A 24,816-nucleotide genomic window follows, 5' to 3' on the forward strand; every position below is an offset into this window, starting at 1 on the left:
GCGTCGCCCCTCCGCGCCCCAGCGCCCTGGCCTCCGTGGCCGCCCACCTGCGCCGCATGGCCTCGTCCAATCCCTCTGCCAGTGCCCGGTACTTCACCGCGATGTCGTTCTCCGTATCCATGCTTGTTCTTATGGGGACGACGTTGGGTGCCCGCAAACTGAAAAGTTATTCCTGCGCGGGGCCTTACCGCTACAACTCGCTCACGCCCCCTCCGGCTCCCCAGGAGTACGTCACCCTCACGCCCCGCAGTGACTTCGCTCCCGTCCAGGTATCGGACACGCAGTTGCGTCAGGCTTTCACCCAGTTCGTCCTGGAGACGCCCCTGAAATCGCCACCGTGGAGAACGAGAAGTCTCCTGCCCGGGGCGGGCCGTGGACGCCGCAGCTCAAGAAGTTCTTCGACAAAGCCGGTATGTCCATGGAGGACCCAGCCAACAACGTCAGCGTCCCGGGCCACAAGGGGCCTCACCCCAGGGAGTACCATGAGGAGGTCTTCGAGCGGCTTGAGAGGGCAGTGAAACGGTGTGAGACCACGGCGCAGTGTCAGGAAGCTCTCACCCGGGAATTGCAGAAGCTGTCCAAGGAGATTCGGGAGGCAGGTTCCAGGCTCAACAAGCTCGTCACTCGGACTGAGTGAGATGAGGAGAACGACATGCCGAAGAGGTACTTCAGGCTGTACGACAACATGAGCAGCCCGGAGCGTTGGGTGCTGGACGACACCCTGGATGCCCAGGGGAAGCCAGTGGGAGCGCGGCTGTACCTCAACGCGGTGCCCATTCGTTTCGGTGGTCGCCTCCGGGTTCCCATCCTCCACCCCGGCAGCCCATTGGATTTCTCGTTCGCAGACTCGGGGGATTTTCCCGTGGTCACCGAGAAGGTCGCCAGCACCCTCGCCGAACTGGCCCCTGGCGATGTGCAGCTCTACCCCGCAGAGGTGGACTCGCGGTCAGAGCCCTACTTCCTCGTCAACGTCGCGCGCCTGGTGAAGTGCATTGATGAGGCCGCCTCGGAGGAGGTGCGGTACGGGGAGCCAGAAGACAACTGGCCTGACGAGCTGGGGTATTATCGGTCCGTCTATGGCATGCGCATCGACCCCTCCAAAGTGGGCGATGCCAAGGCATTCCGGCCCTGGGGCTATCCCAAAGCCCTCCTCGTCGCTGAGGAGGTGAAGGAGGCGCTCGAGCGTACCGGGGCCTCGGGATTGGATTTCAGGGAGGTCACCGGACCCAGTCCCATCAGCGACGAGGAGCGCGCCTACAAGCGCAGGTGTCGTGAGCTGCTGGAGCCTCCCCCTGCCGCCAGACGTGCCGCGTGGAAGTCGCTCGGCAGGCTGGACGAGATGGCCGTTGCCCCACGGGCCATCTGCTACGAATGGCCGGGCCACCGGCAGGACTGGGCCATCATCCATCGGGAGGCAGGGCGCATCCTCCTCGTCTCCGAGGGCCTCTCGGACCCGTTCATTGCCCGCATGGAGCCCTCCGTGGGTTTCGGCTTGGAGCTCGCCCTGGAGACGGAGCAGGCGGAGCTGCCCCTCAATGCCATCGAGGGAAGCTGGCCCTACGTGCTGCTGGAGCGAGTCTCAAAGGAAGTGGTGGCCCAGGAGCATGTGCGGGAGAGGGCCAAGGCGGGTCCCGTTTTGCTGGCGGTGGCGGGGACGGGCATGCCGGCGTCGCTCGTGAGCGCTGAGGGGCGCGTGGGGGTGCTGCTCGGCCAGGAGCCGCGCTCACTGCCCCGGCTGTTCCCCTCGCCATTCGGCGATGTGCGGCTCGTCACCGTCAAGGCCCTGCCACCCGCCGAGCTGGAGTACGCCTTGACACGTGGCGTGGAGGGCGCGGCCGGGCTGGCGCAGCGCTTCTCGGAAACCGGGGAGGAACACATCTCCCGCACCAGCCGGCAAGCAGTGGTGTAGTGGGCCCGTTGGGAAACACCTTCGGGTGACACAACGCTGACCGACCCCATCCTGGACCGGCTGGTGCACACCTGAAGCTGGCGGGCGGCTCCATCCGCGAACGGAAAAGGTCAGCCAGGGCAGGCAGCCGTCGACACGGCTGGATGTCCACTCTCCCAGCAAAAAGCCCTCTTCGGGGATGCCAGACGGGCACTCGTGGGTTAAGAGTCGAGCTCCCTCATGATTGATGCGCCTCCCCACAGGGATCCCCTGGTCCCCCCCTTGCTGGACGCCCAGGGGAGGACCATGACCTACCTGCGCCTGTCCGTGACGGACCGGTGCAACTTCCGCTGCACGTACTGCTCGCCCGCCAGCTGGGGTGGGAAGAAGGACTTGCTGTCGCCCGAGGAGTTCGAGCGCATCGTCTCCGTGTTCGCGCGCATGGGCATCCGCCGGGTGCGGCTCACCGGAGGCGAGCCCCTCATCCGCCCGGACATCCTCGAGGTGGCGCGGCGCATCGCCTCTGTCTCCGGAGTCGAGTGGCTGGCCATCACCACCAACGCCAGCCACCTGGAGCGGCTGGCCGTGCCCCTGCGCGAGGCGGGCGTCACCCAGCTCAACATCAGCCTGGACACCCTCTCCGAGGACACCTTCCGGCGCATCTCCAAGCAGGGGGACTTCGGCTCCATCCTGCGGGGCATCGACGCGGCGGTGGGCGCGGGCTACGCCTCGCTGAAGCTCAACGCCGTCGTCATGAGCGGGGTGAACGACACCGAGGTAGCGGATCTCATCGCCTACGCCCACGCCCGGGGCATCACCCCGCGCTTCATCGAGCTGATGCCCTTCGGCCAGGGCACCCCGGTGCCCACGGCGCAGCTGGTGGAGCGGCTGAAGGCCAGTGGACTCGACCTCGTGCCCGACGAGGAGCCGCAAGGCGCCGCCGCGGGCCCGGCGCAGTACTGGCGCGCTCCCGGCGGGCGGGTGGGCTTCATCTCTCCCCTCACCCAGAACTTCTGCGGCGGCTGCAACCGCGTGCGCGTGGCCTCCAATGGAGACCTGCGCAGCTGCCTCGGCGGGCGCGCCCAGGCCCCGCTGCACACGCTCATCCGCGGGGGCGCCACGGACGCGGAGCTCGCCCTGGCCATCCGCCGTGCTCTGGGTGAGAAGCCGGACGGCCACCGCTTCACCGAGCCCGGTGCCGGCGCCTCCCTGCTGTCGATGATGGGGATCGGCGGCTGAGCCGGGAACGGCGCTACTTCACCAGCCGCACGTTGAACGGGTAGCGGTACAGCACGCCTTCGTGGGCCTTGACGGCCGCGTAGATGGACACCACGGCGACACCCAGTCCCAGGGGCGCCAGCAGCTTCCAGAGCAGGAAGCCCCCGAAGCAGAACAGGAGCAGGCCCGCCACAATCAGCACGAGGGCGATGGCCAGCATCGTGAGCTGGAAGTTGAGCGCCTCCTTCGCCTGGCGCTCCACCCAGATGGACTCCTTGCCCTTGATGAGCATGACGAGCAGGGGTCCGAAGACCGACAGCACCAGGGCGCTCACGTGCGCGACCGCGCCCCAGATCTTCTCGTCTGCCGTCGGTTCCGGGGAGCCGGTGATGAACGAGCCGAGCTGCGGATGAGTCTCCATGGACGCGCCCCTCGTGTGCTGGACGGAGCCATCTTCCGCCAGCCCGGGGGAAAAGTCACGAAACAGCGACCCGGCAGGTCACCCGGAATGACGCGGCAGGTCATCCCGGGCGCCCAGAGGACCACGGAACCTCAGCGGTAGATCTCCCCGCCGGTCTTCTTGAACTCCTCGCTCTTCTCGGCCATGCCGGCCTCGACCTTCTCCGCGTAGTCGCGCACGTCCTGGGTGATCTTCATCGAGCAGAACTGCGGGCCGCACATGGAGCAGAAGTGGGCCACCTTGGCGCCCTCGGCGGGCAGGGTCTCGTCGTGGTAGGCGCGGGCGCGCTCGGGATCCAACGAGAGGTTGAACTGATCCTCCCAGCGGAACTCGAAGCGGGCCTTGGACAGGGCGTTGTCGCGAATCTGCGCGCCCGGGTGTCCCTTGGCCAGGTCCGCCGCATGGGCGGCGATCTTGTAGGTGATGACGCCCTCCTTCACGTCATCCCGGTTGGGCAGGCCCAGGTGCTCCTTGGGCGTGACGTAGCAGAGCATCGCCGTGCCGAACCAGCCGATCATCGCCGCGCCGATGCCACTGGTGAAGTGGTCGTACCCCGGCGCGATGTCCATGGTGAGGGGCCCCAGCGTGTAGAAGGGCGCCTCGTGGCACACCGCGAGCTGCTTCGTCATGTTCTCCTGGATGAGGTGCATGGGCACATGGCCCGGGCCCTCGATCATCACCTGCACGTCGTGCTTCCAGGCGATCTTCGTCAGCTCGCCGAGCGTCTCCAGCTCGCCGAACTGCGCCGCGTCGTTGGCGTCCGCGATGGAGCCCGGGCGCAGCCCGTCTCCCAGGCTGAAGCTCACGTCGTACGCCTTGAGGATCTCGCAGATCTCCTCGAAGTGCGTGTAGAGGAAGTTCTCCTTGTGGTGGGCCAGGCACCACTTGGCCAGGATGGAGCCACCGCGGCTGACGATGCCCGTGACGCGCCTGGCCGTGAGCGGGATGTAGCGCAGCAGCACGCCCGCGTGGATGGTGAAGTAGTCCACGCCCTGCTCGCACTGCTCGATGAGGGTGTCGCGGTAGATCTCCCAGGTGAGCTCCTCGGCCTTGCCGCCCACCTTCTCCAGCGCCTGGTAGATGGGCACCGTGCCGATGGGCACCGGGGCATTGCGCAGAATCCACTCGCGCGTCTCGTGGATGTTCCGGCCGGTGGACAGGTCCATCACCGTGTCCGCGCCCCAGCGGATGGACCAGACCATCTTCTCCACCTCCTCCTCGATGGAGGACGTGACGGCCGAGTTGCCGAGGTTGGCGTTGATCTTCACCAGGAAGTTGCGGCCGATGATCATCGGCTCCAGCTCCGGGTGGTTGATGTTGGCCGGGATGATGGCCCGGCCGCGCGCCACCTCGTCCCGGACGAACTCGGGGGTGATCTCCCGGGGGATCGCCGCGCCCCAGGACTGGCCCGGGTGCTGCCGGGAGAGCTCGGCGGCCGCGGCCTCGCGCTTGAGGTTCTCGCGGATGGCCACGTACTCCATCTCGGGGGTGATGATGCCCTGGCGCGCGTAGTGCAACTGGGTGACATTCGCACCCGGCTTCGCCACCAGCGGCTTGCGGCGGTGGCCGAAGCGCAGCCCCGCCAGGCGCGGATCCGCCTCCCGGGCCCGGCCATACTCGGAGGTGATGCCGGCCAGCTCCTCCACGTCCCCGCGGCGGCGGATCCACTCGGAGCGCACCGCCGGCAGGCCCGCGCGCAGCTCGATGGCCGCGTCGGGGTCCGTGTACGGGCCGCTCGGGTCGTAGACGAAGATGGAGGGGTTGGGCGTCAGCTTCGCGTCCGGCCCGTGACCCTGCCGGGTGGGCGTCTGGCTGATCTCCCGCATGGGGACGCGGACGTCCGGGTGCAGCACGCCGGGCACGTACACCTTGCGCGAGGCCGGCAACGGCCCCCGGGTAATGCCCTCCAGCACCTTGCCATCCACCTTGAGGCTCTTCGAGGCTCCGCTCACGTCTCTCTCCTCCGTGCACGGAAGGGACAGGCGAGGCGCGGGGCGCCCGCCGCTTCCCTCCGCCGGTCCTAACCGGTTCAGGTTCCGAGGGTTGGCCGCATCACGGCCGTCTCAGCCCCTCACCCGGGGCACCCCTAGCGACGAGGCGAGGGTGTAGCGCACCGGGGGACCGGGTATCAACCGCCTGGAGGGCCCCCTGTCCGCCAGGAAGCGTTCGCCGGGGACGCATCCCCTGCGGAGCGCCCCTCCCCGGGCGAAATCATTGCGCCGGACAGCCCCGCCGTCGGCAGCCAACATGGCGGCCTTGCGAAAGAGCACACCCTGGAGCCGATCCTGCAATAGCTTCCCTCAAGACCCACGATTCTCAAGACTGGAGCCACGTACATGCAGACCGTTGGTGAGCTGATGACCCGCAGCCTGGTGACGATCACCGAGACCCAGAACCTGGCCATGGCGGAGGAACTGCTGCGCCTGCATCGCATCCGCCACCTGCCCGTGGTGCGGGGAGGCAAGCTCGTCGGGCTCGTCACCCACCGCGATCTGCTGCGCGCGGCGGCCAGGAACGGCGGCGCGGATCCGGCGAAGCAGCCGCTGTGGGCCTCGGACGTGATGGTGCGCGACGTGCGGACGGTGACCGCGGACACCTCCACCCGCGAGGCGGTGAAGCTGATGCTGGACAACAAGTTCGGCTGCCTGCCCGTGGTGGGGCCGGACGGCATGCTCGTCGGCATCCTCACCGAGGCGGACATGGTCCGCTTCGCCCAGCACCTCATCGAGGACATGGACCGCCGCAGCCTGGCGGCCGAGTACGAGGCCTGAGCCACGCCACAGGGGCCTGACGAGGGCCCGGGGGGAGCACCATGTCGATCGTCTTCGGAACGGATTTCTCGGAGTGGGCGATGACGTCGGCCCGGGCCGCGGCGGTGCTCGCCCGCCGGGCCGGCGAGGTGCTCCACCTGGTGCACGTCACCGAGTACGGCAGCGCCGGCCGGACCGCCGCGAGTGATGAGACCCTGCGCCGGGAGCTGCTCGCGCGCCTGGAGGCCCAGGCCGCCGAGCTGCGCACCGGAGACGTCCGGGTGGAGGTCCACCTGCAGGAGGGCGCTCCGGACGAGATCCTCGTCGAGCACGCGGCCGTCGTCCACGCCTCGCTCATCATCGTGTCCCACCACGGGCAGCGGGCCCCGCGCTGGCGCATCGGCAACGTGGCGGAGCGCGTGGTGCAGTCGGCCCGGTGCCCGGTGCTCGTCCTGCGCTCGGCGGCGCCCCTGGAGGCCTGGGCCCGCGGGGAGCGCAGCCTGCGCGTCCTGCTCGGCCTGGACTTCTCTCCCCCCTCGGATGCGGCGGTGGTCTGGGTGCGCAAGCTGCGCACGCTCGGCAGCTGCGAGGTGGTGGCCGCCCATCACTACTGGGGCGCGGATGCCCACGTGCGCTACGGCGTCCCCCTCTCCCACGAGTCCGAGGTGACGCCCGAGGTGGAGGAGGCCCTGCGGCGCGACCTGACGGCCCGGCTGGGCGACATGCCCGGCACCGGCGCCGTCTGGGTGCACCTGGATCCCGGCATGAGCCGGCCCGCCGAGTCCCTGGTGGCACTGGCGCGCAAGGAGGAGGCGGATCTGATCGTGGTGGGCACCCACCAGCGCACCGGGGCGAGCAAGTGGTGGTACGGCTCGGTGTCGCAGCGCATCGTCCACGACGCGCCCGTCTCCGTGCTGTGCGTGCCGGCGAGCGCGGTGTCCACCATCACCATCCCCGAGGTGCGCCGGGTCCTGGCCCCCACGGATCTCTCCGACGTGGGCGTCAGCGCCATCCGCCACGCCTACTCCATCGTCCCCGCCGGGGGCACCGTCTACCTGCTGCACGTGCTGGAGCCCGTGGGCGCCATGCCCCCGCTCGCGGCGCAATACCTCTCGCCCCAGGGCGCGGGCCACACCCCCGAGCAGGAGCGCGTGGCCGAGGTGCTGCGGGGCCTCATCCCTCCCGAGGCCGCCGTCCGGGGCATCACCACGCGGGTGGAGGTGGTCCACGGCCGCAAGGTCTCCGAGGCCATCCAGCAGGCGGCGGAGCGGTTCAGCTGCGACGTCATCTGTCTGGCCACCCATGGGCGCTCGGGGCTGTCCAAGGCGCTGGTCGGCTCGGTGGCCCAGGAGGTGCTCCAGGGAAGCTCGCGGCCGGTGCTGCTCGTCCGGCCCGAGTGAGCAGGCGGACAGCAGGCGGCCATCCGGGCGCCCCTCCCCCGGACTGGGAAGGGACGTTCCTGGTCCTGCCCGCGCACTGGCGGCACGCACCTTGAAGGTTTCATCCAGGGTGAACGACACCCGGGAGGTGCGATGTGACGTACGTTGCCATCACGGAGTTCGAGACGCGGCTCCAATGGCAGCGCGGCGGTGGTGCGCTGCTCTCTGGAGACCGGGCCTCCGCCATCCCGCTGGGAGGGACTGGAGACGTGGAGGGGCCCTGGAACGAGGGGCAGTGGAACCCCGAGACCCTGCTGGTGGGCGCCGTGGAGGGGCGAACCCTCTGGGCCTTCCTGGAGCAGGCGCGTTCCCTGGGTGTGGAGGTTCTTTTCTATCAGAGCTCCGCCGTGGCCCGCCGGGCGGACGGTCCGGACGGGCTTCCCCACTATACGGACCTGATCGTCCGCCCCCACGTGGCCGTCCGGAGTGAGCAGGACGCGAGCCTCGTGCGGGGCATCTTCGAGGCGCTCCCGGACCGGTGCTTCCCCAGCTCCATGCTGAAGCTCACCCCCCGGATAGAGCCCATCATCGACACCTGGGACGAGCAGCACGCGGCGGCGCTCGAGGAGGATCGCCGCTACCGGCAGACCTGGAGGTGGTGGGAGAGCGGGCGGGCGGGCGGCCGGTTATGAACCTTGACGTGACGTGCGGGGCATGGTTGCTCACCGTGTAGGAACCCGCCCCCTTGGGGGCGATTGCTTGTTACGGTCCACACACCATGTCCGCTCAACGCATCCTGGTCGTCGACGACGAGGGCAACGCCCGCCGCGCCATCGCCACCATCCTCGGTGAAGAGGGCTACGAGGTGGCGGAAGCCTCCAATGGAGAAGAGGGGCTCGCCCGCCTGTCGGACTTCTCGCCCGCCGTCGTGCTGACGGATGTGCGCATGCCGAAGATGGACGGGCTCACCTTCCTGCAGAAGGCGCGGGAGCAGGGCTCGGACGCCACGTTCATCGTGATGACGGCCTTCGCCAGCGTGGAGACGGCCGTGGAGGCCATGCGCGCCGGCGCCGAGAACTACCTGGTCAAGCCGCTGGACGCCAACGCCGTGCTGGTGGTGTTGAGCAAGGCGCTGGAGAAGCGGGCCCTGAAGCGCGAGGCGGAGACGCTGCGCGAGCAGGTGCGCCAGCGCACGCGCTTCCACAACATCATCGGCGAGGCCCCCCAGCTCCAGGGCATCTACGAGGTGGTACGGCGGGCGGCGTCCACCCGCGCCACGGTGCTCATCCTCGGCGAGTCCGGTACGGGCAAGGAGCTGATCGCCCAGGCCATCCACCAGGAGTCACAGCGGCGCGACAAGCCCTTCGTGAAGGTGCACTGCGCCGCGCTCTCCGAGAGCCTGCTGGAGAGCGAGCTGTTCGGCCACGAGAAGGGCGCCTTCACCGGCGCGGTGGCCCGCAAGGAGGGCCGCTTCGAGCTGGCCGACGGCGGCACCCTCTTCCTGGACGAGATTGGTGAAATCTCCCCGGCGGTGCAGGTGAAGCTGCTGCGCGTGCTGCAACAGCGCGAGTTCGAGCGCGTGGGCGGCACGCAGTCGCTGAAGGTGGACGTGCGGATCGTCGCGGCCACCCACCGGGATCTGGTGGCCGAGGTGAAGGCGGGCAAGTTCCGCGAGGACCTGTACTACCGGCTGAACGTGGTGGCGGTGACGCTGCCGCCGCTGCGCGAGCGCAAGAGCGACATCCCCGCGCTGGTGAGCCACTTCCTGGAGAAGTACAGCGACGCGTACGGCAAGGACGTGCGGGGGCTGGCGCCGGGCACGCTGCAGGCGATGCTGTCGTACGACTGGCCGGGCAACATCCGCGAGTTGGAGAACGCCATCGAGCGCGCGGTGGTGCTGGCCGGAGGCAACGAGCTGACCACGGACGATCTGCCGCCCGTGCTGCGGGGGCCCCGGCCCACCAACTCCTCGCCCTCGTCCCTGATTCCCGGGGCCACGCTGGCGCAGATCGAGCGCGAGGCCATCCTCCGCACGCTGGAGATGGTGCAGGGCTCCACCACGCGGGCCGCGGAGATCCTCGGCATCAGCGTGCGCAAGGTGCAGTACCGGCTGAAGGAGTACGGCACCGGCGCCACCGGCAAGCCCGCGGCGGGCTCCGACCCCGACGAGGAGAACCCGGAGACCGACGCGGCCTCCGAGTAGCCCTCCGAGCCGCCCTCCCAAGAGCTCAGCGGACCAGGGGCAGGCGCAGGAAGAAGCGCGCCCCACCCTCCGGCGAGTCACCCACCTCCAGCGTGCCGCCGTGCTGCGTCACGATGGCGTGGACGATGGACAGGCCCAGGCCGGACCCCTGGGCCTTGGTGGTGAAGAAGGGCTCGAAGAGCCGGTCGCGGATCTCCGGAGGCACTCCCGGGCCCGTGTCGTCCACGAGGATCAACGCCCGGTCGCCCTCGCGCTCCGCGGAGACGCGGACGAGCCCCTCGGCCGGCGTGGCCTCCAGCGCGTTGAGGGCCAGGTTGATGAGCACCTGGCGCAGCCGCTCCTCCTCGCCCTGGATGAGGGGCACCGACTCGCCCCCGTCCCCCTCCAGCACCAGCCGTACCCGGCGGGACTCCGCCTGGCCCGCGAGCAGATCCACCACGCGCCGCAGCAGCGGCTTCACCTCCAGCGGCTCCGGGCGGAACTCGCGCGGCCGCGCGAACTGGAGGAAGTCCTCGAGGATGTGATCCAACCGGCGGATCTCATCGCGCACCAGCCGCAGGGGATCCAACAGCGGGGGCTGCTGCTCCTCGGAGAGCCGGCGGATCCGCCGCTCCAGCACCGACAGCTGCAGGGCCGCCGCGTTGAGCGGGTTGCGGATCTCATGCGAGAGCCCGGCCGTCATGGTGCCCACCGCGGCGAGCTTCTCCGTCACCTGGGCCCGGCGCGCCAGCTCGCGCTTCTCCTCGTGCAGGCGCACCTGGCGCATGGCCTGCTCCAGCGTGAGGAGCAGCTCGTTGGGCGCGCACGGCTTCATCAGGTAGGCGCACGCCCCCGCGCGCACCGCCGCCACGGCCGTCTCCAGCGTGGCGAAACCGGTGAGCAACACCACCTCGGACTCGGGCACCTTCTCCTTCAGCTCCCGGGCGAGCGCCGTCCCCTCCCCGTCCGGCAGCCGCAGATCCACCAGCGCCACGTCGAAGCCCTCCCGGGCGCGCTCGCGGGCCTCGCGGCAGCTGCTCGCGCCGTGGACCTCGTAGCCCGCGTCCCCGAGCAGCTCCTGGAGGTTGTCGAGGAAGGCCGCGTTGTCGTCGACCACGAGCACGCGGGGATGCCGGGTGAGGCTCATGAGGTCCTCTGCCGGCGCTCGGCGTGGACGCGCTCCAGCGCATCCAGCAGCCCCGCCGTGTCGAAGGGTTTGGAGAAGACGTCCGTGGGCTCCGGCACGGCCGCGGACGGGAGCACCTCCGGGTAGGCCGTCATCACGAAGACCGGCATCTCCGGGAAGCGCTCGCGCAGCCGGCGCAGGGCCTCTCCATCCGGGCCCCCCGGCAGCCGCAGGTCCACCAGCGCCACGAAGGGCCGGACCGACGCCAGCTGCTCGGTGTCCAGCACCGAGCGCGCGGTGACACACGAGAAGCCACGGGCGCGCAACACCTCGGTGAGGTTGTCGCTGAGGGCCAGGTCGTCCTCGACGAGCGCCACCAGCCCATCCCGGCGCGCCTCGGACAGCAGGGACACGAGCGAGGGAATGGGCACGGGCTTGGGCAGCACCGCGAGCAGCCCCTCGCGCCGGGCCGTCTCCAGGTCATCCTCGCCGGGGTAGGCGGTGATGACCACGGCGGCGAGCCCCGGATCCACCTGGCGGATGCGGTGCACCGCCGCGGCCCCGCTCATGCCGGGCATCTTCATGTCGGTGAGGAGCACGTCGAAGACCTGGGAGCGCGCCAGCTCCAGGGCCCGCGCGCCCTCCGTCACCACCGTGGCCTCGTCTCCGCCGTCCCGGAGGATTTCCGCGAGGTTCTCCGCGAAGGCCTCGTTGTCGTCCAGCAGCAGGTATTTCCGCATTCCGTCACCTACGTATGGGAGGGAGGGTTGGGAAGCCGGAGCACGAAGCGCGCGCCACGGCCCTCGCGGGGCGCGTAGGCGATGGAGCCCCCGTGCCGCTCGAGGATGCGCTTGACGAGCGGCAGCCCCAGGCCGATGCCCCGCGCCTTGGTGGTCATCAACGGCTCGAACATGCGGCGCCGGATGGCGTCGCTGACGCCGGGCCCCGTGTCCTCCAGGACCAGCTCCACCTTGTCCGGCTCCGTAGAGGCCGACAGCACCACCTCGCCCTTCTCCCCCACGGCCTGCGTGGCGTTCTCCAGCAGGTTGACGAAGACCTGGCGCATCTGCCCCGGGTCCCCCTGGAGCGTGGGCAGCCCCTCCAGCCCCTCGGCGCGAATGGACACGCCCTCGGGCGCGTGCACCGAGGTGAGCGCGTCCTTCCACACCTCGTCGAGCCGCAACGGCTCGCGCTTGAGCGGCCGGTCGCGGATCATGTCCAGCAGGTCCGTGACGATGCGGTTGGCCAGCGCCACCTGCTCGCCGATGCGCGCCAGGTGCTTGGTGGCGCGCTCGTCGGAAGCCAGGGGCCGGCCCTTGATGATGAAGAGCGACGTCTCGATGACGCCCAGGGGATTGCGCAGCTCGTGCCCGATGGAGCCCACCAGCTGGCCGAAGGTGGACAGCCGCTCGCTGCGCGCCTGCTGGGCGAGCAGATCCTCCCGGTAGGTGTGCAGCATGATGGCCAGCTCGAGATCCAGGATCTTCCCGAGCGCCATCCGCGCGGAGCGCAGCAGCTCGGGCTGCTGGACGTAGCGCTCGTCGATGATGCGGTTGAACTCCTGCCGCAGGATGTTCATCGCGCCGAACATGTAGTGCTGGGGCAGCGCGATGCGCACGTGCATGCGGCCGATGCGGCAGCGCAGCAGGAAGTACTCCTCGTCCCAGGGCCCGCGCAGCAGCTGCTCCATCCAGGCCCGCAACGTCACCTTCAGGTGGCCCACCTGGCTCTCTCCGGCCAGGGCGCTGCGCGCGCCCTCGTGCTGGAGGATCCGGTCGTAGAAGACCTCCGAGATGGCCGGGAACTCGTTCCGGGCCAGCTCATGCAGGGCACGGAGCGCCTGCTCGTCCTCCACTCCGAAGGCGACGTATCTCTTCAACTCCTCGAACAAGGTCTCAGCCATTCGTAGGTGAACGTTCTAGCAGCGCCCATCCCCTGGACACATCGGTCCGACTCCATGCGCCTGCATGGAACTCAACCCTGCGGGGAGTCAGGGCAGCAACTCCCCGGGCAACCGGGCGGACGGACCCGGCACCAGGGCCATCACGACGCAAGAAGCACGCCATGAGAATACCTCCAGGAACGGCCCGGTGGAGCGCAATGCGTGCGGAATGGCGGACCCCCGCGCAGCTTTTGCACACGCGAGGCTGGTGTACATTGCCGGGGACCGTGGCGCGCTCCCATCTCAAGCTCGATGAGTTCCTTCCGTACCGGCTCTCCCTCGCCTCCAACGCGGTGAGCCAGGTCATCGCCCAGGCCTACGAGGAGCACTTCGGCCTGAAGATGCACGAGTGGCGCGTCATCACCGTGCTGGCCCAGGACGGCGAGCTCACCCAGCAGGAGATCGTCGGCCGCACGAAGATGGACAAGGTGACGGTGAGCCGCGCCGCTCAGGTGCTCGAGCGGCGCAAGCTCCTGCGCCGGGTGACCAACGCCGACGACGGCCGCTCCCTCCGCCTCTCCCTCACCGCCGAGGGGCAGAAGCTCTACGCCCGCGTCGTCCCCGCCGCCATCGAGCTCGAGGCCGAGGTCCTCGCGGGACTCAGCGAGCAGGAGATCGCCGGCCTCAAGGACGTGCTCCGCCGCCTGGAGGCGGCCGCCGAGCGCGTGCTCTCCCGTCGCTGACGCGGCCCTGACGCTTTGCGTCCAAATCATCCACCGCCCGACAAGCGCCCGCACGCCCGCTTGCGCATTTAGTTTCAGATGTTACTGTTTCAGATGTTACTATCTGGGCGGCTAGAGATAGTGGGAGGACACCAGCTCATGAACAGCACGGCGGAGAACACCCTCGGGTTGAATGGTTTCGAGTTCGTCGAGTTCACCTCGCCGGAGCCCGGCAAGATGATCGACCTCATCGAGCGGCTGGGCTTCACGGCCTACGCGACGCACCCGACGAAGGATGTGGTCCGCTACAAGCAGGGCGGCATCAACCTGCTGGTGAACCGGGATCCGAGCGGGCAGGCCGCCGGGTTCCGCAAGCTGCATGGTCCCTCGGCCAACGGCATGGCGTTCCGGGTGGCGGACGCGAAGAAGGCGTACGAGCTGGCGATCGAGCGCGGCGCCCGGCCGGCGGACCCGGCGTCGGGCACGCTGGGCGAGGGCAGCTATGTCCTCCAGGGCATCGGGGGCAGCCTCCTGTATCTCGTGGACCGCTACGGGGCCAAGGGCTCGCTCTATGACGGCTGGCGCCAGATTCCCGGGGCCGCCGAGGCCGAGAAGCGCAACAGCGTGGGCCTGGACATCCTCGATCACCTCACCCACAACGTGCGCCGCGGCGAGATGCGCACCTGGTCGAGCTTCTACAACCGCGTGTTCGGCTTCACCGAGCAGAAGTACTTCGACATCAAGGGCCAGGCGACGGGCCTCTTCTCGCAGGCGATGATCGCCCCGGACCAGGCCATCCGCATCCCGCTCAACGAGAGCCAGGACGAGAAGTCGCAGATCGAGGAGTTCATCCGCCAGTACAACGGCGAGGGCATCCAGCACCTGGCGCTGACCACCCCGGACATCTACACGACGGTGGAGAAGCTGCGCGAGCGCGGCGTCATCTTCCAGGACACCATCGAGACGTACTACGAGCTGGTGGACAAGCGGGTGCCGGGCCACGGCGAGGACCTGGAGCGGATGAAGCAGAACCGCATCCTCATCGACGGCAGCAAGTCCGAGGGCTTCCTGCTGCAGATCTTCACCGAGAACCTCTTCGGGCCCATCTTCTTCGAGGTCATCCAGCGCAAGGGGAACGAGGGCTTCGGCAACGGCAACTTCCAGGCGCTGTTCGAGTCCATCGAGCTCGATCAGATCCGCCGCGGCGTCATCAAGGTGGAGACCCGGAAGTAGTCATCCGGTAGAACGGGCTCGAGCGGAGGGCACATGGCGATCGACGGGTACATGCCGGGTTTCGGCAACGAGTTCACCACCGAGGCCGTTGCGGGAGCGCTTCCGGAGGGACAGAACTCTCCGCAGCGCGTTCCCTACGGACTCTATGCCGAGCAGTTGTCGGGCACGGCCTTCACCGCGCCCCGGCGCGAGAACCGCCGCAGCTGGCTGTACCGGCTGCGTCCCAGCTCGAGCCACGGGGCCTTCCGTCCGCTCCCCGAGGGTCTGCTGCGCAGCGGGCCCTTCACCGAGACGCCCGCCACGCCCAACCGCCTGCGCTGGAATCCGCTCCCGCGTCCGGCCCAGCCCACGGACTTCATCGAGGGGCTGGCCACGTTCGGCGGGAACGGCTCGCCGTCGCAGGGCACGGGCGTGGGCATCCACCAGTACACCGCCAACCGGTCCATGACCGACACCGTCTTCTACAACGCCGACGGTGAGCTGCTGATCGTCCCGCAGTCGGGGCGGCTGCGGCTGGTCACCGAGATGGGCGTGCTCGGCCTGGCGCCGGGCGAGGTGGGCATCGTTCCGCGCGGCGTGCGCTTCCGGGCGGAGCTGCCCGACGGCGCGGCGTCCGGGTACATCTGCGAGAACTACGGGGCGCTGTTCCGGCTGCCCGAGCTGGGGCCGATTGGCGCGAACGGGCTCGCGAACCCGCGCGACTTCCTCACGCCGGTGGCCGCCTTCGAGGACGTGGATCGCCCCACGCGCGTGGTGCAGAAGTTCCAGGGCCGCCTCTGGGCCGCCGAGCTGGACCACTCGCCGCTCGACGTGGTGGCGTGGCACGGCAACCTGGCGCCGTACAAGTACGACCTGGCGCGGTTCAACACGATCGGCACGGTGAGCTACGACCATCCGGATCCGTCGATCTTCACGGTGCTCACCTCGCCGAGCGACACCGCCGGGGTGGCCAACTGCGACTTCGTCATCTTCCCGCCGCGGTGGATGGTGGCCGAGAACACCTTCCGCCCGCCCTGGTTCCACCGCAACATCATGAGCGAGTTCATGGGGCTCGTGCACGGTGCATATGACGCGAAGGCCGAGGGCTTCACGCCGGGCGGCGCGTCCCTGCACAACTGCATGAGCGGCCACGGTCCCGACAAGGAGACCTACGAGCGCGCGGTGGCGGTCAACCTCGCGCCGCACAAGATCGCCGACACGCTCGCGTTCATGTTCGAGACCCGCGCGGTGATCTCCCCCACGCGGTTCGCGATGGAGACCCCGGCCCTGCAGCGGGACTACGACGCCTGCTGGTCGAATTTCCCCAAGGCACGCCTGCCCGGAACGGGCACGGAGACGAAGCGTTGAAACTCGCCTCATTGAAGTCGGGACGTGACGGCCATCTGGTCGTCGTCTCGGATGACCTGGCCTGGTGCGCGGACGCCACGGCGATCGCGCCGACCCTGCAACGTGCGCTCGACGAGTGGGAGCGCTGCGAGGCGCCACTGCGAGCCCTCGCCGCGGCCCTGAATCGCGGCGACGCACCGAAGCGCCCGTTCTCCGAGGCGGAGTGCGCCTCTCCCCTGCCCCGCGCCTACCAGTGGGCGGATGGTTCCGCGTACGTGAACCACGTGGCGCTGGTGCGCAAGGCGCGCAAGGCGGAGATGCCCGAGAGCTTCTGGACCGACCCGCTCATGTACCAGGGCGGCTCGGATGGCTTCCTCGGCCCGCAGGAGCCCATCCCGCTCGCGGACGAGGGCTGGGGTTGCGATCTCGAGGGCGAGGTCGCGGTCATCACCGGAGACGTGCGGCAGGGCGCGACGCGCGAGGAGGCGCTGAAGGCCATCCGGCTCGTCATGCTGGTGAACGACGTGTCGCTGCGGAACCTCATTCCGGGCGAGCTGGCCAAGGGCTTCGGGTTCTTCCAGTCCAAGCCGGCCTCGTCCTTCTCTCCGGTGGCCGTGACGCCGGATGAGCTCGGCGGCGCGTGGCGCGAGGGCAAGCTGCACGGGGCGCTGCGCGTCTCGTTGAACGGAGAGCCCTTCGGGCGCGCGGACGCGGGCGTCGACATGACGTTCGACTTCGGCACGCTGGTGGCCCACGCCGCGAAGACGCGCGACCTCTGCGCGGGCACCATCATCGGCTCGGGCACCGTGTCCAACCGCGATGCGGATGGCGGCCCCGGCAAGCCCATCCGGGACGGAGGGCTCGGCTACTCCTGCATCGCCGAGGTGCGGACCGTCGAGACCCTCCTGGCGGGAGCCCCCAAGACGTCCTTCCTGCGCCACGGTGACCGCGTGCGCATCGAGATGCAGGACGCGGCGGGCCGTTCCCTCTTCGGCGCGATCGACCAGACCGTCGCCGCTCCGCGTCGATGACCTCGGGACGAACACGCGTCTTCGAGACTCCGGCGGGCGTCGCGCTCTGTACGCTCGACGCCCTGGCGGATCCCGGGGCGCGCAACTTCGTCCTGCAGATCGATGACGCCTTCTTCCACGGCTTCCTGGTGCGCACCGGCGAGACGGTCCGCGGCTACGTGGACCGCTGCCCGCACCAGGGTCTGCCGCTGGCGCAGAAGCTCGACGGCTACCTGACGCCCGACGGCCGGCTGATCTCCTGCTCCTGGCATGGAGCGCTCTTCCAGTTGGACGACGGGGTGTGCGTGGGCGGACCGTGTTCCGGCCAACGGCTGACCCCCTGGCCCGTCACGGTCGAGCACGGTGTGGTGAGGACCGCCTGAGAATCAGTGGCGCGGATGTCCGTGCCCCTGCATCTTGCGGCGCGTCATTTCCACCCAGGAGGCTCTCACCGCAAGACGCTCTACTGGTCCGCGCTCACGGGCCACACGCTCTGGCCCATGCCCACCGAGGTACGAGCAGGTCATCCGTGATGACCGCCTGCTCTGGCCGGACAGCTTCGCGGAGGACTCCCAGGGGAGGATCTACGTCACCACCACGCAGATCCACCTGCCCCCCGCCGAACGCGGTCCCTACGGCATCTACCGCTTCCAGCCCTGAGCCCTGCGGGCGTCGTCAGGCGGCATCGCGCCGGGAGTCTCCGGCGCCCGCCTTCAGGAGCTTCGGCGCGCGGGAGAACACCATCGTGCCGTCGTCGACCTTGCCGAAGCGCAGCATGACCAGGTCGAGCGCGTAGTTCTGGTACAGCCGCCACGGCTTCTTCGAGCCCTGCTTCGGCATCACGTCGAGCGCCCGCAGCACGTAGCCCGACGAGAAGTCGAGCAGCGGAATCTCCTCCACCGACGGGTCACGGCGCGGCATGCAGGTCGTCATGCCGTGCCGCGCCATGTGGTTGAGCAGCCGGCAGACATACTCGCTGGTGAGGTCCGCCTTCAGGGTCCACGACGCGTTGGTGTAGCCGAACGTGAAGGCGAGGTTCGGCACGTCGCTGAACATCATGCCCTTGTAGCTGAGGCTCTTCGACAGGTTGCACCGCTCGCCGTCGACGCTGAACTCGATATCGCTCAGCAGCTGCAACTTGAGCCCCGTGGCGGTCACGATGATGTCGGCCTCCAGCTCCTGTCCGGAGGCGAGCTGGAGGCCCTTCTCCGTGAACGTCTCGATGTGCTCGGTGACGACCGAGGCACGGCCCTGCTTGATGGCGTCGAACAGGTCCGCGTCGGGGACCATGCACATGCGCTGGTCCCACGGCTTGTAGCTCGGCGTGAAGTGGACGTCGTAGCCGGGACCGAGCTGCTCGCGCACCAGGCCGACGATGAGCTTCTTCACCCGCTCGGGCATCTTCCGCGCCAGCTTGTAGAACAACATGCTGAGGAGCACGTTCTTCCACCGGGTGATCCCATAGGCGAGCTTCGACGGCAGCACACGGCGCAACCCATTGGCGATGCGGTCCTCGGCCGGGCGCGAGACGACATACGTCGGCGAGCGCTGCAGCATGGTGACGTGCGCGGCCTTCCTGGCCATCTCGGGCACGAGGGTGACGGCGGTCGCGCCGCTGCCGATCACCACGACGCGCTTGTTCGCGTAGTCCAGCGTCTCCGGCCAGAACTGCGGATGCACGAGGGTGCCCTGGAAGCGCGCCTCACCGGGGAACTCGGGCCGGTGGCCCTCGGCGTAGTTGTAGTAGCCGCTGCACATGAGCAGGAAGTTGCAGGTGAAGCGCACGAGCTCCTTCTCGGGACCGCGCTCGGCCTCGACCGTCCAGCGAGCGAGCTCGGAGGACCAGGAGGCCCGCTTGACGTGGTGGCGGAAGCGGATGTGCCGATCGATCCCATACTCGCTCGCCGTCTCGCGCACGTAGCGCAGGATGGACGGTCCGTCGGCGATCGCCTTGGCCTCGGTCCACGGCCGGAACGAGTAGCCCAGCGTGTGCATGTCCGAGTCCGAGCGGATGCCCGGATAGCGGAAGAGATCCCACGTGCCGCCAATGGCCTCGCGCCCCTCGAGGAGCACGTACGTCCTGCCGGGGCAGTGGGCCTGCACGTGATACGCCGCGCCGATGCCGGACAGGCCCGCGCCGACGATGAGCACGTCGTAGTGCTCCACCGGTGCTTCCGTCTTCGCGGCCGAAGCGTTGGTGCCGTTTTCGGCGATGGGCGTCCGGTCAGTCATGGATATGCTCTCCCGTGCGCCGAGGTAATTGACAGCGCACATTGTCAAATTGCATCTGACAACGGTTCATGTCAATAGGAGTCACATGCCCTCCTCTCCCGTGGCCCACCGGCGTTATCGCGGCTCCTCAGCGGAAGAGCGCCGAGCCCAGAGACGTGAGCAGTTCCTCGAGGCCGCCATCCAGGTCTATGGCGAGCAGGGCTATCGCAACGCCACGGTGAAGGCCGTCTGCGAGGCAGCCGGGCTGACCGAGCGCTACTTCTACGAGTCGTTCTCCCACAGCGAGGAGCTGCTCGTCGCCTCGTTCCAGGCGGTGATGCGGTTCCTCATGGGCGAGTTGGAGAAGGCCATCGCGGAGGCCACGGGAGGCCCCGCCGAGCGGATTCGCACGATGCTCACCGCGTACTACGAGGCACTCCAGCGCTATCCCCGGTCGGCGCGCGTGTTCCTCGTGGAGATCTCGGGCGTGAGCCCCGCGGTGGATCAGGCGCTCGAGGCCTCGCTCGGTGAGTTCGGTGACCTGATCGCGCGGACGCTCGGCCTTCGGGAGGAAGGCGGCGCGGCGAGGCCATCGCTGCTACGGGCGGGCGTGGTGGGAGGCGTCATCCACATCGCCCTGAACTGGATCGCGAGCGGCTACTCGCAACCCATCCACGAGGTGGTCGGCGCCGGCATGCGCCTGTGCCTGGTGCTCCGGGAGCGCTGAGCCAGGGCGCGCTGGACTCTCCGGGCTCCCGCCGCGGCGTTAGCTTGTGTTGAACGCGTCGCGAGAAGGAGAAAGCCATGGGATTCCTGAGACCCCACACGGAACGCATCTATGCCCTGCTCCGAATCATGAGCGGGTTCATGTTCATGCTGCACGGGATGCAGAAGCTCTTCGGCCTGTTCGGCGGCGTGCCGCCCGGGGCGCCCGCGTTCGTCGTCTACGTCGCCGGAGGCATCGAGCTCGTGGGCGGCGCGCTCATCCTGCTCGGGCTGTTCGCCGCCCCCGCCGCCTTCCTCTCGAGCGGCACCATGGCGGTCGCCTACTTCATGGGGCACGTGTTTGCCCAGGGCCACATCCTCCCCATCGTGAACCAGGGCGAGCTCGCCGCGCTCTACTGCTTCGTGTTCCTCTACATCTCCGCGCACGGCTCGGGCATCTGGAGCGTCGACGCCGCGCGCCGCCGGCCGGAGGCCTGAGACACGGAGCGCCGGCCTCCGAGTGACTTGAACGCGAGTGCTCAGTCCTCGGCGTCCTGGCAGACCGAGCCCGAGCCACAGACGATGAACGCGGTGTTGAAGAAGTCCGCCGCGCTCGAGCACGAGGTGGTGCGGATGCGCTCCAGGCACGTGTCGAGCCCCTTCTCGTTGATGGCGGGGCAGTTGTTCGCCGTCCACGCGCCCTGGAAATGATCGCGGAGCTTCACCTCACACTCGGGTGCGGGGGTTGTAGGCTCGAGACAACAGGGAGTGGCTAGATCTGTAGGCCGCGGCCAACACCCCTCCCGGCCGTCAGCACCTGCTCACCTCCCGCGGCGGCAGGCGCACCGGGGCTACGGAGCGGGCGTCGTGCCCAGGCTCGGAGACCCCGCGCTCACGCTCGGCCGCGCCTGCAGCACCTGGGCGAGGTACATGCCGGCGAACATGGCGGGCACGAAGACGAGCAACTGCGTCGCGCCGGTGGCGAGCGAGGTGAGCGCGGGTCCAGGGCAGTAGCCACCCAGCCCCCAGCCCACGCCGAAGAGGCCCGCGCCCACGAGGAGCTTGCGGTCCACCCGGCTGACGGAGAAGACGGGGAACTTCGCTGCGAACAGGGGCCGCTTCCGCTTGTAGATGAGGGGCCGCAGCGCCGCGTGCACGGCGATGGCGCCGCCCATGACGAAGGCGAGCCGGAAGTCCCAGTGGCCGGCGATGTCGAGGAAGCCCAGGACGTTGGCCGGGTCCGTCATGCCGCTGAGGCCCAGGCCGAGGGCGAAGATGAGGCCACTGAGGAACGCACTGATGTTGGGACGCATGGAGAATTCCTTTAGAAGACGTGGCGGGCGAGGAAGACGGTGAGGACGCCCGTGGCCATGAAGGTGAGCGTGGCCGCGATGGAGCGGACGGAGCCCCGGCTGATGCCGCAGACGCCATGTCCACTGGTGCAACCGTTGCCCAGCCGCGAGCCGAAGCCCACCAGCAGGCCAGCCGCCACCAGCAGGGCCACTCCGCCCGGGCTCGGGGACGCCGGGGCCGCGAAGGACGCGGGGCGCAGCCATGCCAGCAACAGGCCGCCGGTGAGCAGTCCGCCGAAGAAGAGCACGCGCCAGGCGATGTCGCCGCGGACGGGCGCCAGCAGCGAGCCCACCACGCCGCTGATGCCGGCCACCCGGCCATTGGCCAGGAGGAGAAGGGAGGCGCTCAATCCGATGAGCGCTCCACCCAGGAGAGGAAGGAGGAAGGAAGAAGTCATGTCCATGAGAGCCAGATTCCAGGAAGGAGGATTCACCCGCTCGGCGACCACGCCACTTCATATTATCCCGTAAGCCCCTGGAGCAGGGTGGCGTCCCCCCTCCCTCCTGGCTGCCCCATCCGCCCCCTGAATCCTTTTTTCCACCCCTGGCTCTCATGGGCAGGAGGCTTCGACATGATTTTCCGCCAGCTTTTCGATACCGAGTCCTCGACGTACACCTACCTCATCGGTGACGAGGCCACGCGCCAGGCCGTCCTCATCGATCCCGTGCTGGAGCAGGTGGACCGCGACCTGCAACTGGTGAGCGAGCTGGACCTCGAGCTCACCCACGTCTTCGACACCCACGTCCACGCCGACCACGTCACCGCCTCGGGCGTGCTGCGCGAGCGCACGCGGGCCACCGTGGTGGGCGGGGTAGGCGGTGCCTCCTGTACCAACGTCCAGGTGCGCCATGGCGACGAGGTGCGCGTCGGCCAGCTCGTCTTCCAGGTGCTCGCCACCCCGGGACATACGGACGACAGCATCAGCTACCTGCTCGGCGACCGCGTCTTCACCGGGGACGCCCTGCTCGTGCGCGGCAACGGCCGCACCGACTTCCAGAACGGCAACGCGGGCCAGCTCTACGACAGCCTCACCCGCGTCCTCTTCAACCTGCCGGACTCGACGCTCGTCTACCCCGGCCATGACTACAAGGGCCGCACGGTGACGAGCATCGCCGAGGAGAAGCGGCACAACCCCCGCCTCGCCGGCAAGAGCCGCGAGGAGTTCATCCACATCATGGCGAACCTCCATCTTCCCAAGCCCAGGAAGATCGACATCGCCGTCCCCGCCAACCGCGCCTGCGGACACGTGGCGCCCTCACCGCAGGGAGCCTGAGCGCCCTGCCCAGCTCCCAAGGAGGCCCGATCATGACTCCCCGTCCCTACCAGGACATCACCCCCGCCCAGCTCGGCACGCTCGGTCCCGAGGTGCGGCGCATCGACGTGCGCGAGCCGGATGAGTACACCGGCCCCCTGGGCCACCTGCCCGGGGCGGAGCTCGTCCCGCTGGGCACGCTGGAGGCGGCCTCCGCCTCCTGGTCCCGCGAGACGCCGCTGCTGCTCATCTGCCGCTCGGGCGGACGCTCCGCGAGGGCCGCGCAGGCGCTCGCCCAGCGTGGCTTCACCCACCTCTACAACCTGGCGGGCGGAATGCTCGCCGTGCGCGAAGCGCCCGCCGCCCGGCTCCAGGGCTGAGCGCGCGCCGCGCCAGAACGGACACCATGCCCTTCCTCGGCTTCTCCCTCGCGGCTCTCATTGGCCTGTCGCTCGGCCTGCTCGGCGGCGGCGGCTCCATCATCACCGTTCCCATCCTCGTGTACGTGCTGGGCTTCGGGGCCAAGGAGTCCATCGCCATGGGGCTGGCGGTGGTGGGCGTCACCAGCCTCTTCGGCGCGGCGGGCCACTGGCGCCGGGGCAACGTCCAGCTTCGGGCGGCCCTCCTCTTCGGGGCGGTGGCGATGGCGGGCACCTACGCGGGGGCGCGCCTGTCGGTCCTCGTCTCGGGCGCCGTGCAACTGCTGCTCTTCGCCACGGTGATGCTCGTGGCCGCCGCCTTCATGTTCCGCAATGGCCGCAAGGAGGCCGCCCTCGCGGCACGCAAGGAGTCCGCGCACGCGCCCGAGCCCCACAAGGCATCCTTCCCCGTCATGGCCCTGGCCGCGCTCGGCGTGGGCGGACTCACGGGAGTGGTCGGGGTGGGCGGCGGCTTCCTCATCGTCCCCGCGCTGGTGCTCCTGGTGGGGCTGCCGATGAAGCAGGCGGTGGGCACCAGCCTGCTCGTCATCGCCCTCAACTCCTTCGTGGGCTTCGCCGGCTACCTCGGCCATGTCGAGGTGCCCTGGGGCTACCTGGGGCTCTTCACGGCCATCGCCGTGGCGGGCATTCTCATCGGCACCTGGGCCTCCCACCATGTCTCGCAGGCGGCCCTCAAGCGGGCCTTCTCCGTCTTCCTCGTCGTGATGGGCGTCTTCATCTTCTTCAAGAACCGGGAAGCGTTGGCGCGGGGTGTCCCACGGAATCCAGGAAGGAGCACCATGGCCGAGCAGCCCTCGAATGCCGCCACCCAGTGGGACGCACGCTTCAGCCACGAGGCGTACGTCTATGGCACCCAGCCCAACGACTTCCTCGTGGAGATGGCCTCGCGCCTGCCGTCCGGCGGACGCGTACTGAGCCTCGGTGAAGGCGAGGGCCGCAACTCCGTCTACCTCGCCTCCCTGGGCCACTCCGTCACCGCGGTGGACGCCTCCCGCGTGGGGCTCCAGAAAGCGAAGCGCCTGGCCGCCGGGCGCGGCGTCTCCATCGAGACAGTCGTGAGCGACCTGGCCGACTTCACGTTCGAGCCGGAAGCGTGGGATGCGGCCATCGCCATCTTCTGCCACCTGCCCCCCGCGTTGCGGCGCAAGGTGCACCAGTCCGTGGTGGGAAGTCTGCGGCCCGGAGGCATCATCCTCCTCGAAGCCTACACACCCGCCCAGCTGGGTTTCCGCACAGGTGGCCCACCGGTCGCGGAGCTTCTCTACACGGCCGAGGCCCTTCGCGAGGACTTCGCGGGGCTGGAACTGCCCGTGCTGCGTGAGGTGACGCGCGAGGTGCGCGAGGGCACGCTGCACACGGGTCAGGCCGCCGTGGTGCAGCTCGTCGGACGCAAGCCCACCTGAGCCCGTCCTGTCTGGAGCCACTGCCGCTCCGTGCTACGCCACGGGCTTCCTTTTGAGACGCGACAGGTGCTCCTCGCCGTTCTCCACGAGGCGCCGCGCCAGCTCGGCCCGGCCCTCCGCGCCGTGCTCCAGCACGTACGCCAGCTCCGAGGGCAGCAACGCCTTGACGGTGACCAGCTTCACTTCCCCATACGGTGTGGAGAAGTGACCCGGCAGCGAGCGTGACTCCACGCCCAGCAGCACGGCCACCCTGCCCTCCTCGGTGACGAGGGATTT

26 protein-coding genes, 2 pseudogenes and 1 riboswitch are annotated in these 24,816 nt (G+C 69.2%); of the genes and pseudogenes, 17 read left to right on the forward strand and 11 right to left on the reverse strand.

What is annotated here, in order from left to right:
* Nucleotides 1-121 (reverse strand): annotated as a pseudogene (locus VFZ09_RS51875) (ISAzo13 family transposase); the annotation flags it as partial.
* 207 nt (nucleotides 122-328) lie between these two features.
* Here VFZ09_RS51875 and VFZ09_RS39355 point away from each other — a divergent pair.
* From VFZ09_RS39355 to moaA, 3 genes are all read left to right on the forward strand, one after another.
* Nucleotides 329-637 carry an AHH domain-containing protein gene (locus VFZ09_RS39355; RefSeq protein ID WP_414640793.1) on the forward strand — a complete coding sequence of 103 codons (309 nt, stop codon included), beginning with the start codon at nucleotides 329-331 and terminating at the stop codon, nucleotides 635-637.
* Nucleotides 638-652: 15 nt separating this feature from the next.
* Nucleotides 653-1,909 (forward strand): imm11 family protein, encoded by a 1,257-nt coding sequence (locus VFZ09_RS39360; RefSeq protein ID WP_329732921.1) that lies wholly within the window; start codon nucleotides 653-655, stop codon nucleotides 1,907-1,909.
* Between the two features lie 219 nt (nucleotides 1,910-2,128).
* Complete coding sequence (gene moaA, locus VFZ09_RS39365; RefSeq protein ID WP_329732922.1) at nucleotides 2,129-3,127, forward strand: GTP 3',8-cyclase MoaA; 999 nt, start codon at nucleotides 2,129-2,131, stop codon at nucleotides 3,125-3,127.
* A gap of 13 nt (nucleotides 3,128-3,140) precedes the next feature.
* Here the strand turns inward: moaA and VFZ09_RS39370 are convergent, their stop codons facing one another.
* Nucleotides 3,141-3,527, reverse strand: a complete 387-nt coding sequence (locus VFZ09_RS39370) for a DUF4870 domain-containing protein (RefSeq protein WP_329732923.1) — start codon at nucleotides 3,525-3,527, stop codon at nucleotides 3,141-3,143.
* Nucleotides 3,528-3,658: 131 nt separating this feature from the next.
* A complete protein-coding gene (gene thiC, locus VFZ09_RS39375; RefSeq protein ID WP_329732924.1) occupies nucleotides 3,659-5,518 on the reverse strand; it encodes a phosphomethylpyrimidine synthase ThiC in 1,860 nt (619 codons plus the stop codon).
* A gap of 37 nt (nucleotides 5,519-5,555) precedes the next feature.
* Nucleotides 5,556-5,664: riboswitch (TPP riboswitch) on the reverse strand.
* Between the two features lie 238 nt (nucleotides 5,665-5,902).
* Between thiC and VFZ09_RS39380 the strand changes: the two genes are divergently transcribed.
* The 4 genes from VFZ09_RS39380 (at nucleotide 5,903) to VFZ09_RS39395 (ending at nucleotide 9,898) form a co-directional block, all read left to right on the forward strand.
* The gene (locus VFZ09_RS39380; RefSeq protein ID WP_329732925.1) at nucleotides 5,903-6,337 is read left to right on the forward strand and encodes a CBS domain-containing protein; all 435 of its coding nucleotides are present in this window, start codon (nucleotides 5,903-5,905) and stop codon (nucleotides 6,335-6,337) included.
* 41 nt (nucleotides 6,338-6,378) lie between these two features.
* Nucleotides 6,379-7,716: a universal stress protein gene (locus tag VFZ09_RS39385; RefSeq protein ID WP_329732926.1), complete on the forward strand. Its 1,338-nt coding sequence runs from the start codon at nucleotides 6,379-6,381 to the stop codon at nucleotides 7,714-7,716.
* 134 nt (nucleotides 7,717-7,850) lie between these two features.
* Nucleotides 7,851-8,387: a hypothetical protein gene (locus VFZ09_RS39390; protein WP_329732927.1), complete on the forward strand. Its 537-nt coding sequence runs from the start codon at nucleotides 7,851-7,853 to the stop codon at nucleotides 8,385-8,387.
* An 86-nt stretch (nucleotides 8,388-8,473) separates the two neighbouring features.
* The gene (locus tag VFZ09_RS39395; protein WP_329732928.1) at nucleotides 8,474-9,898 is read left to right on the forward strand and encodes a sigma-54 dependent transcriptional regulator; all 1,425 of its coding nucleotides are present in this window, start codon (nucleotides 8,474-8,476) and stop codon (nucleotides 9,896-9,898) included.
* Nucleotides 9,899-9,923: 25 nt separating this feature from the next.
* Here the strand turns inward: VFZ09_RS39395 and VFZ09_RS39400 are convergent, their stop codons facing one another.
* The 3 genes from VFZ09_RS39400 to VFZ09_RS39410 are packed head-to-tail and all read right to left on the reverse strand — an operon-like array spanning nucleotide 9,924 to nucleotide 12,906.
* The gene (locus VFZ09_RS39400) at nucleotides 9,924-11,024 is read right to left on the reverse strand and encodes a sensor histidine kinase (RefSeq protein WP_329732929.1); all 1,101 of its coding nucleotides are present in this window, start codon (nucleotides 11,022-11,024) and stop codon (nucleotides 9,924-9,926) included.
* Nucleotides 11,021-11,743 (reverse strand): response regulator, encoded by a 723-nt coding sequence (locus VFZ09_RS39405; RefSeq protein ID WP_329732930.1) that lies wholly within the window; start codon nucleotides 11,741-11,743, stop codon nucleotides 11,021-11,023. The genes VFZ09_RS39400 and VFZ09_RS39405 overlap by 4 nt, the downstream gene beginning before the upstream one ends.
* Nucleotides 11,744-11,751: 8 nt before the next feature.
* Nucleotides 11,752-12,906 carry a protoglobin domain-containing protein gene (locus VFZ09_RS39410; RefSeq protein ID WP_329732931.1) on the reverse strand — a complete coding sequence of 385 codons (1,155 nt, stop codon included), beginning with the start codon at nucleotides 12,904-12,906 and terminating at the stop codon, nucleotides 11,752-11,754.
* A gap of 266 nt (nucleotides 12,907-13,172) precedes the next feature.
* On the opposite strand from VFZ09_RS39410, the gene VFZ09_RS39415 reads away from it, so the two are divergent.
* The 5 genes from VFZ09_RS39415 to VFZ09_RS39435 all read left to right on the forward strand — a co-directional run bounded on the left by VFZ09_RS39415 (nucleotide 13,173) and on the right by VFZ09_RS39435 (nucleotide 17,559).
* Nucleotides 13,173-13,628, forward strand: coding sequence for a MarR family winged helix-turn-helix transcriptional regulator (locus VFZ09_RS39415; RefSeq protein WP_329732932.1), 456 nt, complete (start codon nucleotides 13,173-13,175; stop codon nucleotides 13,626-13,628).
* Nucleotides 13,629-13,766: 138 nt separating this feature from the next.
* Nucleotides 13,767-14,840, forward strand: coding sequence for a 4-hydroxyphenylpyruvate dioxygenase (gene hppD / locus VFZ09_RS39420; RefSeq protein ID WP_329732933.1), 1,074 nt, complete (start codon nucleotides 13,767-13,769; stop codon nucleotides 14,838-14,840).
* 33 nt (nucleotides 14,841-14,873) lie between these two features.
* Nucleotides 14,874-16,187 carry a homogentisate 1,2-dioxygenase gene (hmgA, locus tag VFZ09_RS39425; protein ID WP_329732934.1) on the forward strand — a complete coding sequence of 438 codons (1,314 nt, stop codon included), beginning with the start codon at nucleotides 14,874-14,876 and terminating at the stop codon, nucleotides 16,185-16,187.
* Nucleotides 16,184-17,197, forward strand: a complete 1,014-nt coding sequence (locus VFZ09_RS39430) for a fumarylacetoacetate hydrolase family protein (RefSeq protein ID WP_329732935.1) — start codon at nucleotides 16,184-16,186, stop codon at nucleotides 17,195-17,197. The genes hmgA and VFZ09_RS39430 overlap by 4 nt, the downstream gene beginning before the upstream one ends.
* Nucleotides 17,194-17,559, forward strand: a complete 366-nt coding sequence (locus tag VFZ09_RS39435) for a Rieske (2Fe-2S) protein (protein WP_329732936.1) — start codon at nucleotides 17,194-17,196, stop codon at nucleotides 17,557-17,559. The genes VFZ09_RS39430 and VFZ09_RS39435 overlap by 4 nt, the downstream gene beginning before the upstream one ends.
* A gap of 292 nt (nucleotides 17,560-17,851) precedes the next feature.
* Here VFZ09_RS39435 and VFZ09_RS39440 read toward each other — a convergent pair whose 3' ends face one another.
* A complete protein-coding gene (locus VFZ09_RS39440; RefSeq protein ID WP_329732937.1) occupies nucleotides 17,852-19,408 on the reverse strand; it encodes an NAD(P)/FAD-dependent oxidoreductase in 1,557 nt (518 codons plus the stop codon).
* 85 nt (nucleotides 19,409-19,493) lie between these two features.
* On the opposite strand from VFZ09_RS39440, the gene VFZ09_RS39445 reads away from it, so the two are divergent.
* Together VFZ09_RS39445 and VFZ09_RS39450 are read left to right on the forward strand one after the other, a co-directional pair.
* Nucleotides 19,494-20,114: a TetR/AcrR family transcriptional regulator gene (locus tag VFZ09_RS39445; RefSeq protein WP_329732938.1), complete on the forward strand. Its 621-nt coding sequence runs from the start codon at nucleotides 19,494-19,496 to the stop codon at nucleotides 20,112-20,114.
* Nucleotides 20,115-20,191: 77 nt separating this feature from the next.
* Complete coding sequence (locus VFZ09_RS39450; RefSeq protein ID WP_329732939.1) at nucleotides 20,192-20,590, forward strand: DoxX family protein; 399 nt, start codon at nucleotides 20,192-20,194, stop codon at nucleotides 20,588-20,590.
* Between the two features lie 41 nt (nucleotides 20,591-20,631).
* Here VFZ09_RS39450 and VFZ09_RS39455 read toward each other — a convergent pair whose 3' ends face one another.
* The 3 genes from VFZ09_RS39455 to VFZ09_RS39465 all read right to left on the reverse strand — a co-directional run bounded on the left by VFZ09_RS39455 (nucleotide 20,632) and on the right by VFZ09_RS39465 (nucleotide 21,842).
* Complete coding sequence (locus VFZ09_RS39455) at nucleotides 20,632-20,817, reverse strand: DUF6184 family natural product biosynthesis lipoprotein (protein ID WP_329732940.1); 186 nt, start codon at nucleotides 20,815-20,817, stop codon at nucleotides 20,632-20,634.
* Between the two features lie 126 nt (nucleotides 20,818-20,943).
* Nucleotides 20,944-21,405, reverse strand: coding sequence for a DUF6691 family protein (locus VFZ09_RS39460; RefSeq protein WP_329732941.1), 462 nt, complete (start codon nucleotides 21,403-21,405; stop codon nucleotides 20,944-20,946).
* An 11-nt stretch (nucleotides 21,406-21,416) separates the two neighbouring features.
* Nucleotides 21,417-21,842 carry a YeeE/YedE family protein gene (locus tag VFZ09_RS39465; protein WP_329732945.1) on the reverse strand — a complete coding sequence of 142 codons (426 nt, stop codon included), beginning with the start codon at nucleotides 21,840-21,842 and terminating at the stop codon, nucleotides 21,417-21,419.
* A gap of 174 nt (nucleotides 21,843-22,016) precedes the next feature.
* Between VFZ09_RS39465 and VFZ09_RS39470 the strand changes: the two genes are divergently transcribed.
* From VFZ09_RS39470 to VFZ09_RS39480, 3 genes are read left to right on the forward strand one after another with little or no spacing between them, the layout of a single operon-like run.
* The gene (locus VFZ09_RS39470) at nucleotides 22,017-22,718 is read left to right on the forward strand and encodes an MBL fold metallo-hydrolase (protein ID WP_329732942.1); all 702 of its coding nucleotides are present in this window, start codon (nucleotides 22,017-22,019) and stop codon (nucleotides 22,716-22,718) included.
* 32 nt (nucleotides 22,719-22,750) lie between these two features.
* Nucleotides 22,751-23,077, forward strand: a complete 327-nt coding sequence (locus tag VFZ09_RS39475) for a rhodanese-like domain-containing protein (RefSeq protein ID WP_329732943.1) — start codon at nucleotides 22,751-22,753, stop codon at nucleotides 23,075-23,077.
* 26 nt (nucleotides 23,078-23,103) lie between these two features.
* A complete protein-coding gene (locus VFZ09_RS39480) occupies nucleotides 23,104-24,540 on the forward strand; it encodes a TSUP family transporter (RefSeq protein ID WP_329732944.1) in 1,437 nt (478 codons plus the stop codon).
* 33 nt (nucleotides 24,541-24,573) lie between these two features.
* Here VFZ09_RS39480 and VFZ09_RS39485 read toward each other — a convergent pair.
* Nucleotides 24,574-24,816, reverse strand: a pseudogene (locus VFZ09_RS39485) (hypothetical protein); the annotation flags it as partial.

It is taken from the genome of Archangium sp. (assembly GCF_036277355.1).
In the GTDB taxonomy this organism is placed as follows: domain Bacteria; phylum Myxococcota; class Myxococcia; order Myxococcales; family Myxococcaceae; genus Archangium.

Coding starts and splice junctions, on each gene's coding strand:
- VFZ09_RS39360 (WP_329732921.1), top strand. CDS start 653: ATGCCGAAGAGGTACTTCAGGCTGTACGACAACATGAGCAGCCCGGAG.
- moaA (WP_329732922.1), top strand. CDS start 2,129: ATGATTGATGCGCCTCCCCACAGGGATCCCCTGGTCCCCCCCTTGCTG.
- VFZ09_RS39370 (WP_329732923.1), bottom strand. CDS start 3,527: ATGGAGACTCATCCGCAGCTCGGCTCGTTCATCACCGGCTCCCCGGAA.
- VFZ09_RS39380 (WP_329732925.1), top strand. CDS start 5,903: ATGCAGACCGTTGGTGAGCTGATGACCCGCAGCCTGGTGACGATCACC.
- VFZ09_RS39385 (WP_329732926.1), top strand. CDS start 6,379: ATGTCGATCGTCTTCGGAACGGATTTCTCGGAGTGGGCGATGACGTCG.
- VFZ09_RS39395 (WP_329732928.1), top strand. CDS start 8,474: ATGTCCGCTCAACGCATCCTGGTCGTCGACGACGAGGGCAACGCCCGC.
- VFZ09_RS39400 (WP_329732929.1), bottom strand. CDS start 11,024: ATGAGCCTCACCCGGCATCCCCGCGTGCTCGTGGTCGACGACAACGCG.
- VFZ09_RS39405 (WP_329732930.1), bottom strand. CDS start 11,743: ATGCGGAAATACCTGCTGCTGGACGACAACGAGGCCTTCGCGGAGAAC.
- VFZ09_RS39410 (WP_329732931.1), bottom strand. CDS start 12,906: ATGGCTGAGACCTTGTTCGAGGAGTTGAAGAGATACGTCGCCTTCGGA.
- hppD (WP_329732933.1), top strand. CDS start 13,767: ATGAACAGCACGGCGGAGAACACCCTCGGGTTGAATGGTTTCGAGTTC.
- hmgA (WP_329732934.1), top strand. CDS start 14,874: ATGGCGATCGACGGGTACATGCCGGGTTTCGGCAACGAGTTCACCACC.
- VFZ09_RS39435 (WP_329732936.1), top strand. CDS start 17,194: ATGACCTCGGGACGAACACGCGTCTTCGAGACTCCGGCGGGCGTCGCG.
- VFZ09_RS39440 (WP_329732937.1), bottom strand. CDS start 19,408: ATGACTGACCGGACGCCCATCGCCGAAAACGGCACCAACGCTTCGGCC.
- VFZ09_RS39445 (WP_329732938.1), top strand. CDS start 19,494: ATGCCCTCCTCTCCCGTGGCCCACCGGCGTTATCGCGGCTCCTCAGCG.
- VFZ09_RS39450 (WP_329732939.1), top strand. CDS start 20,192: ATGGGATTCCTGAGACCCCACACGGAACGCATCTATGCCCTGCTCCGA.
- VFZ09_RS39460 (WP_329732941.1), bottom strand. CDS start 21,405: ATGCGTCCCAACATCAGTGCGTTCCTCAGTGGCCTCATCTTCGCCCTC.
- VFZ09_RS39465 (WP_329732945.1), bottom strand. CDS start 21,842: ATGACTTCTTCCTTCCTCCTTCCTCTCCTGGGTGGAGCGCTCATCGGA.
- VFZ09_RS39470 (WP_329732942.1), top strand. CDS start 22,017: ATGATTTTCCGCCAGCTTTTCGATACCGAGTCCTCGACGTACACCTAC.
- VFZ09_RS39475 (WP_329732943.1), top strand. CDS start 22,751: ATGACTCCCCGTCCCTACCAGGACATCACCCCCGCCCAGCTCGGCACG.
- VFZ09_RS39480 (WP_329732944.1), top strand. CDS start 23,104: ATGCCCTTCCTCGGCTTCTCCCTCGCGGCTCTCATTGGCCTGTCGCTC.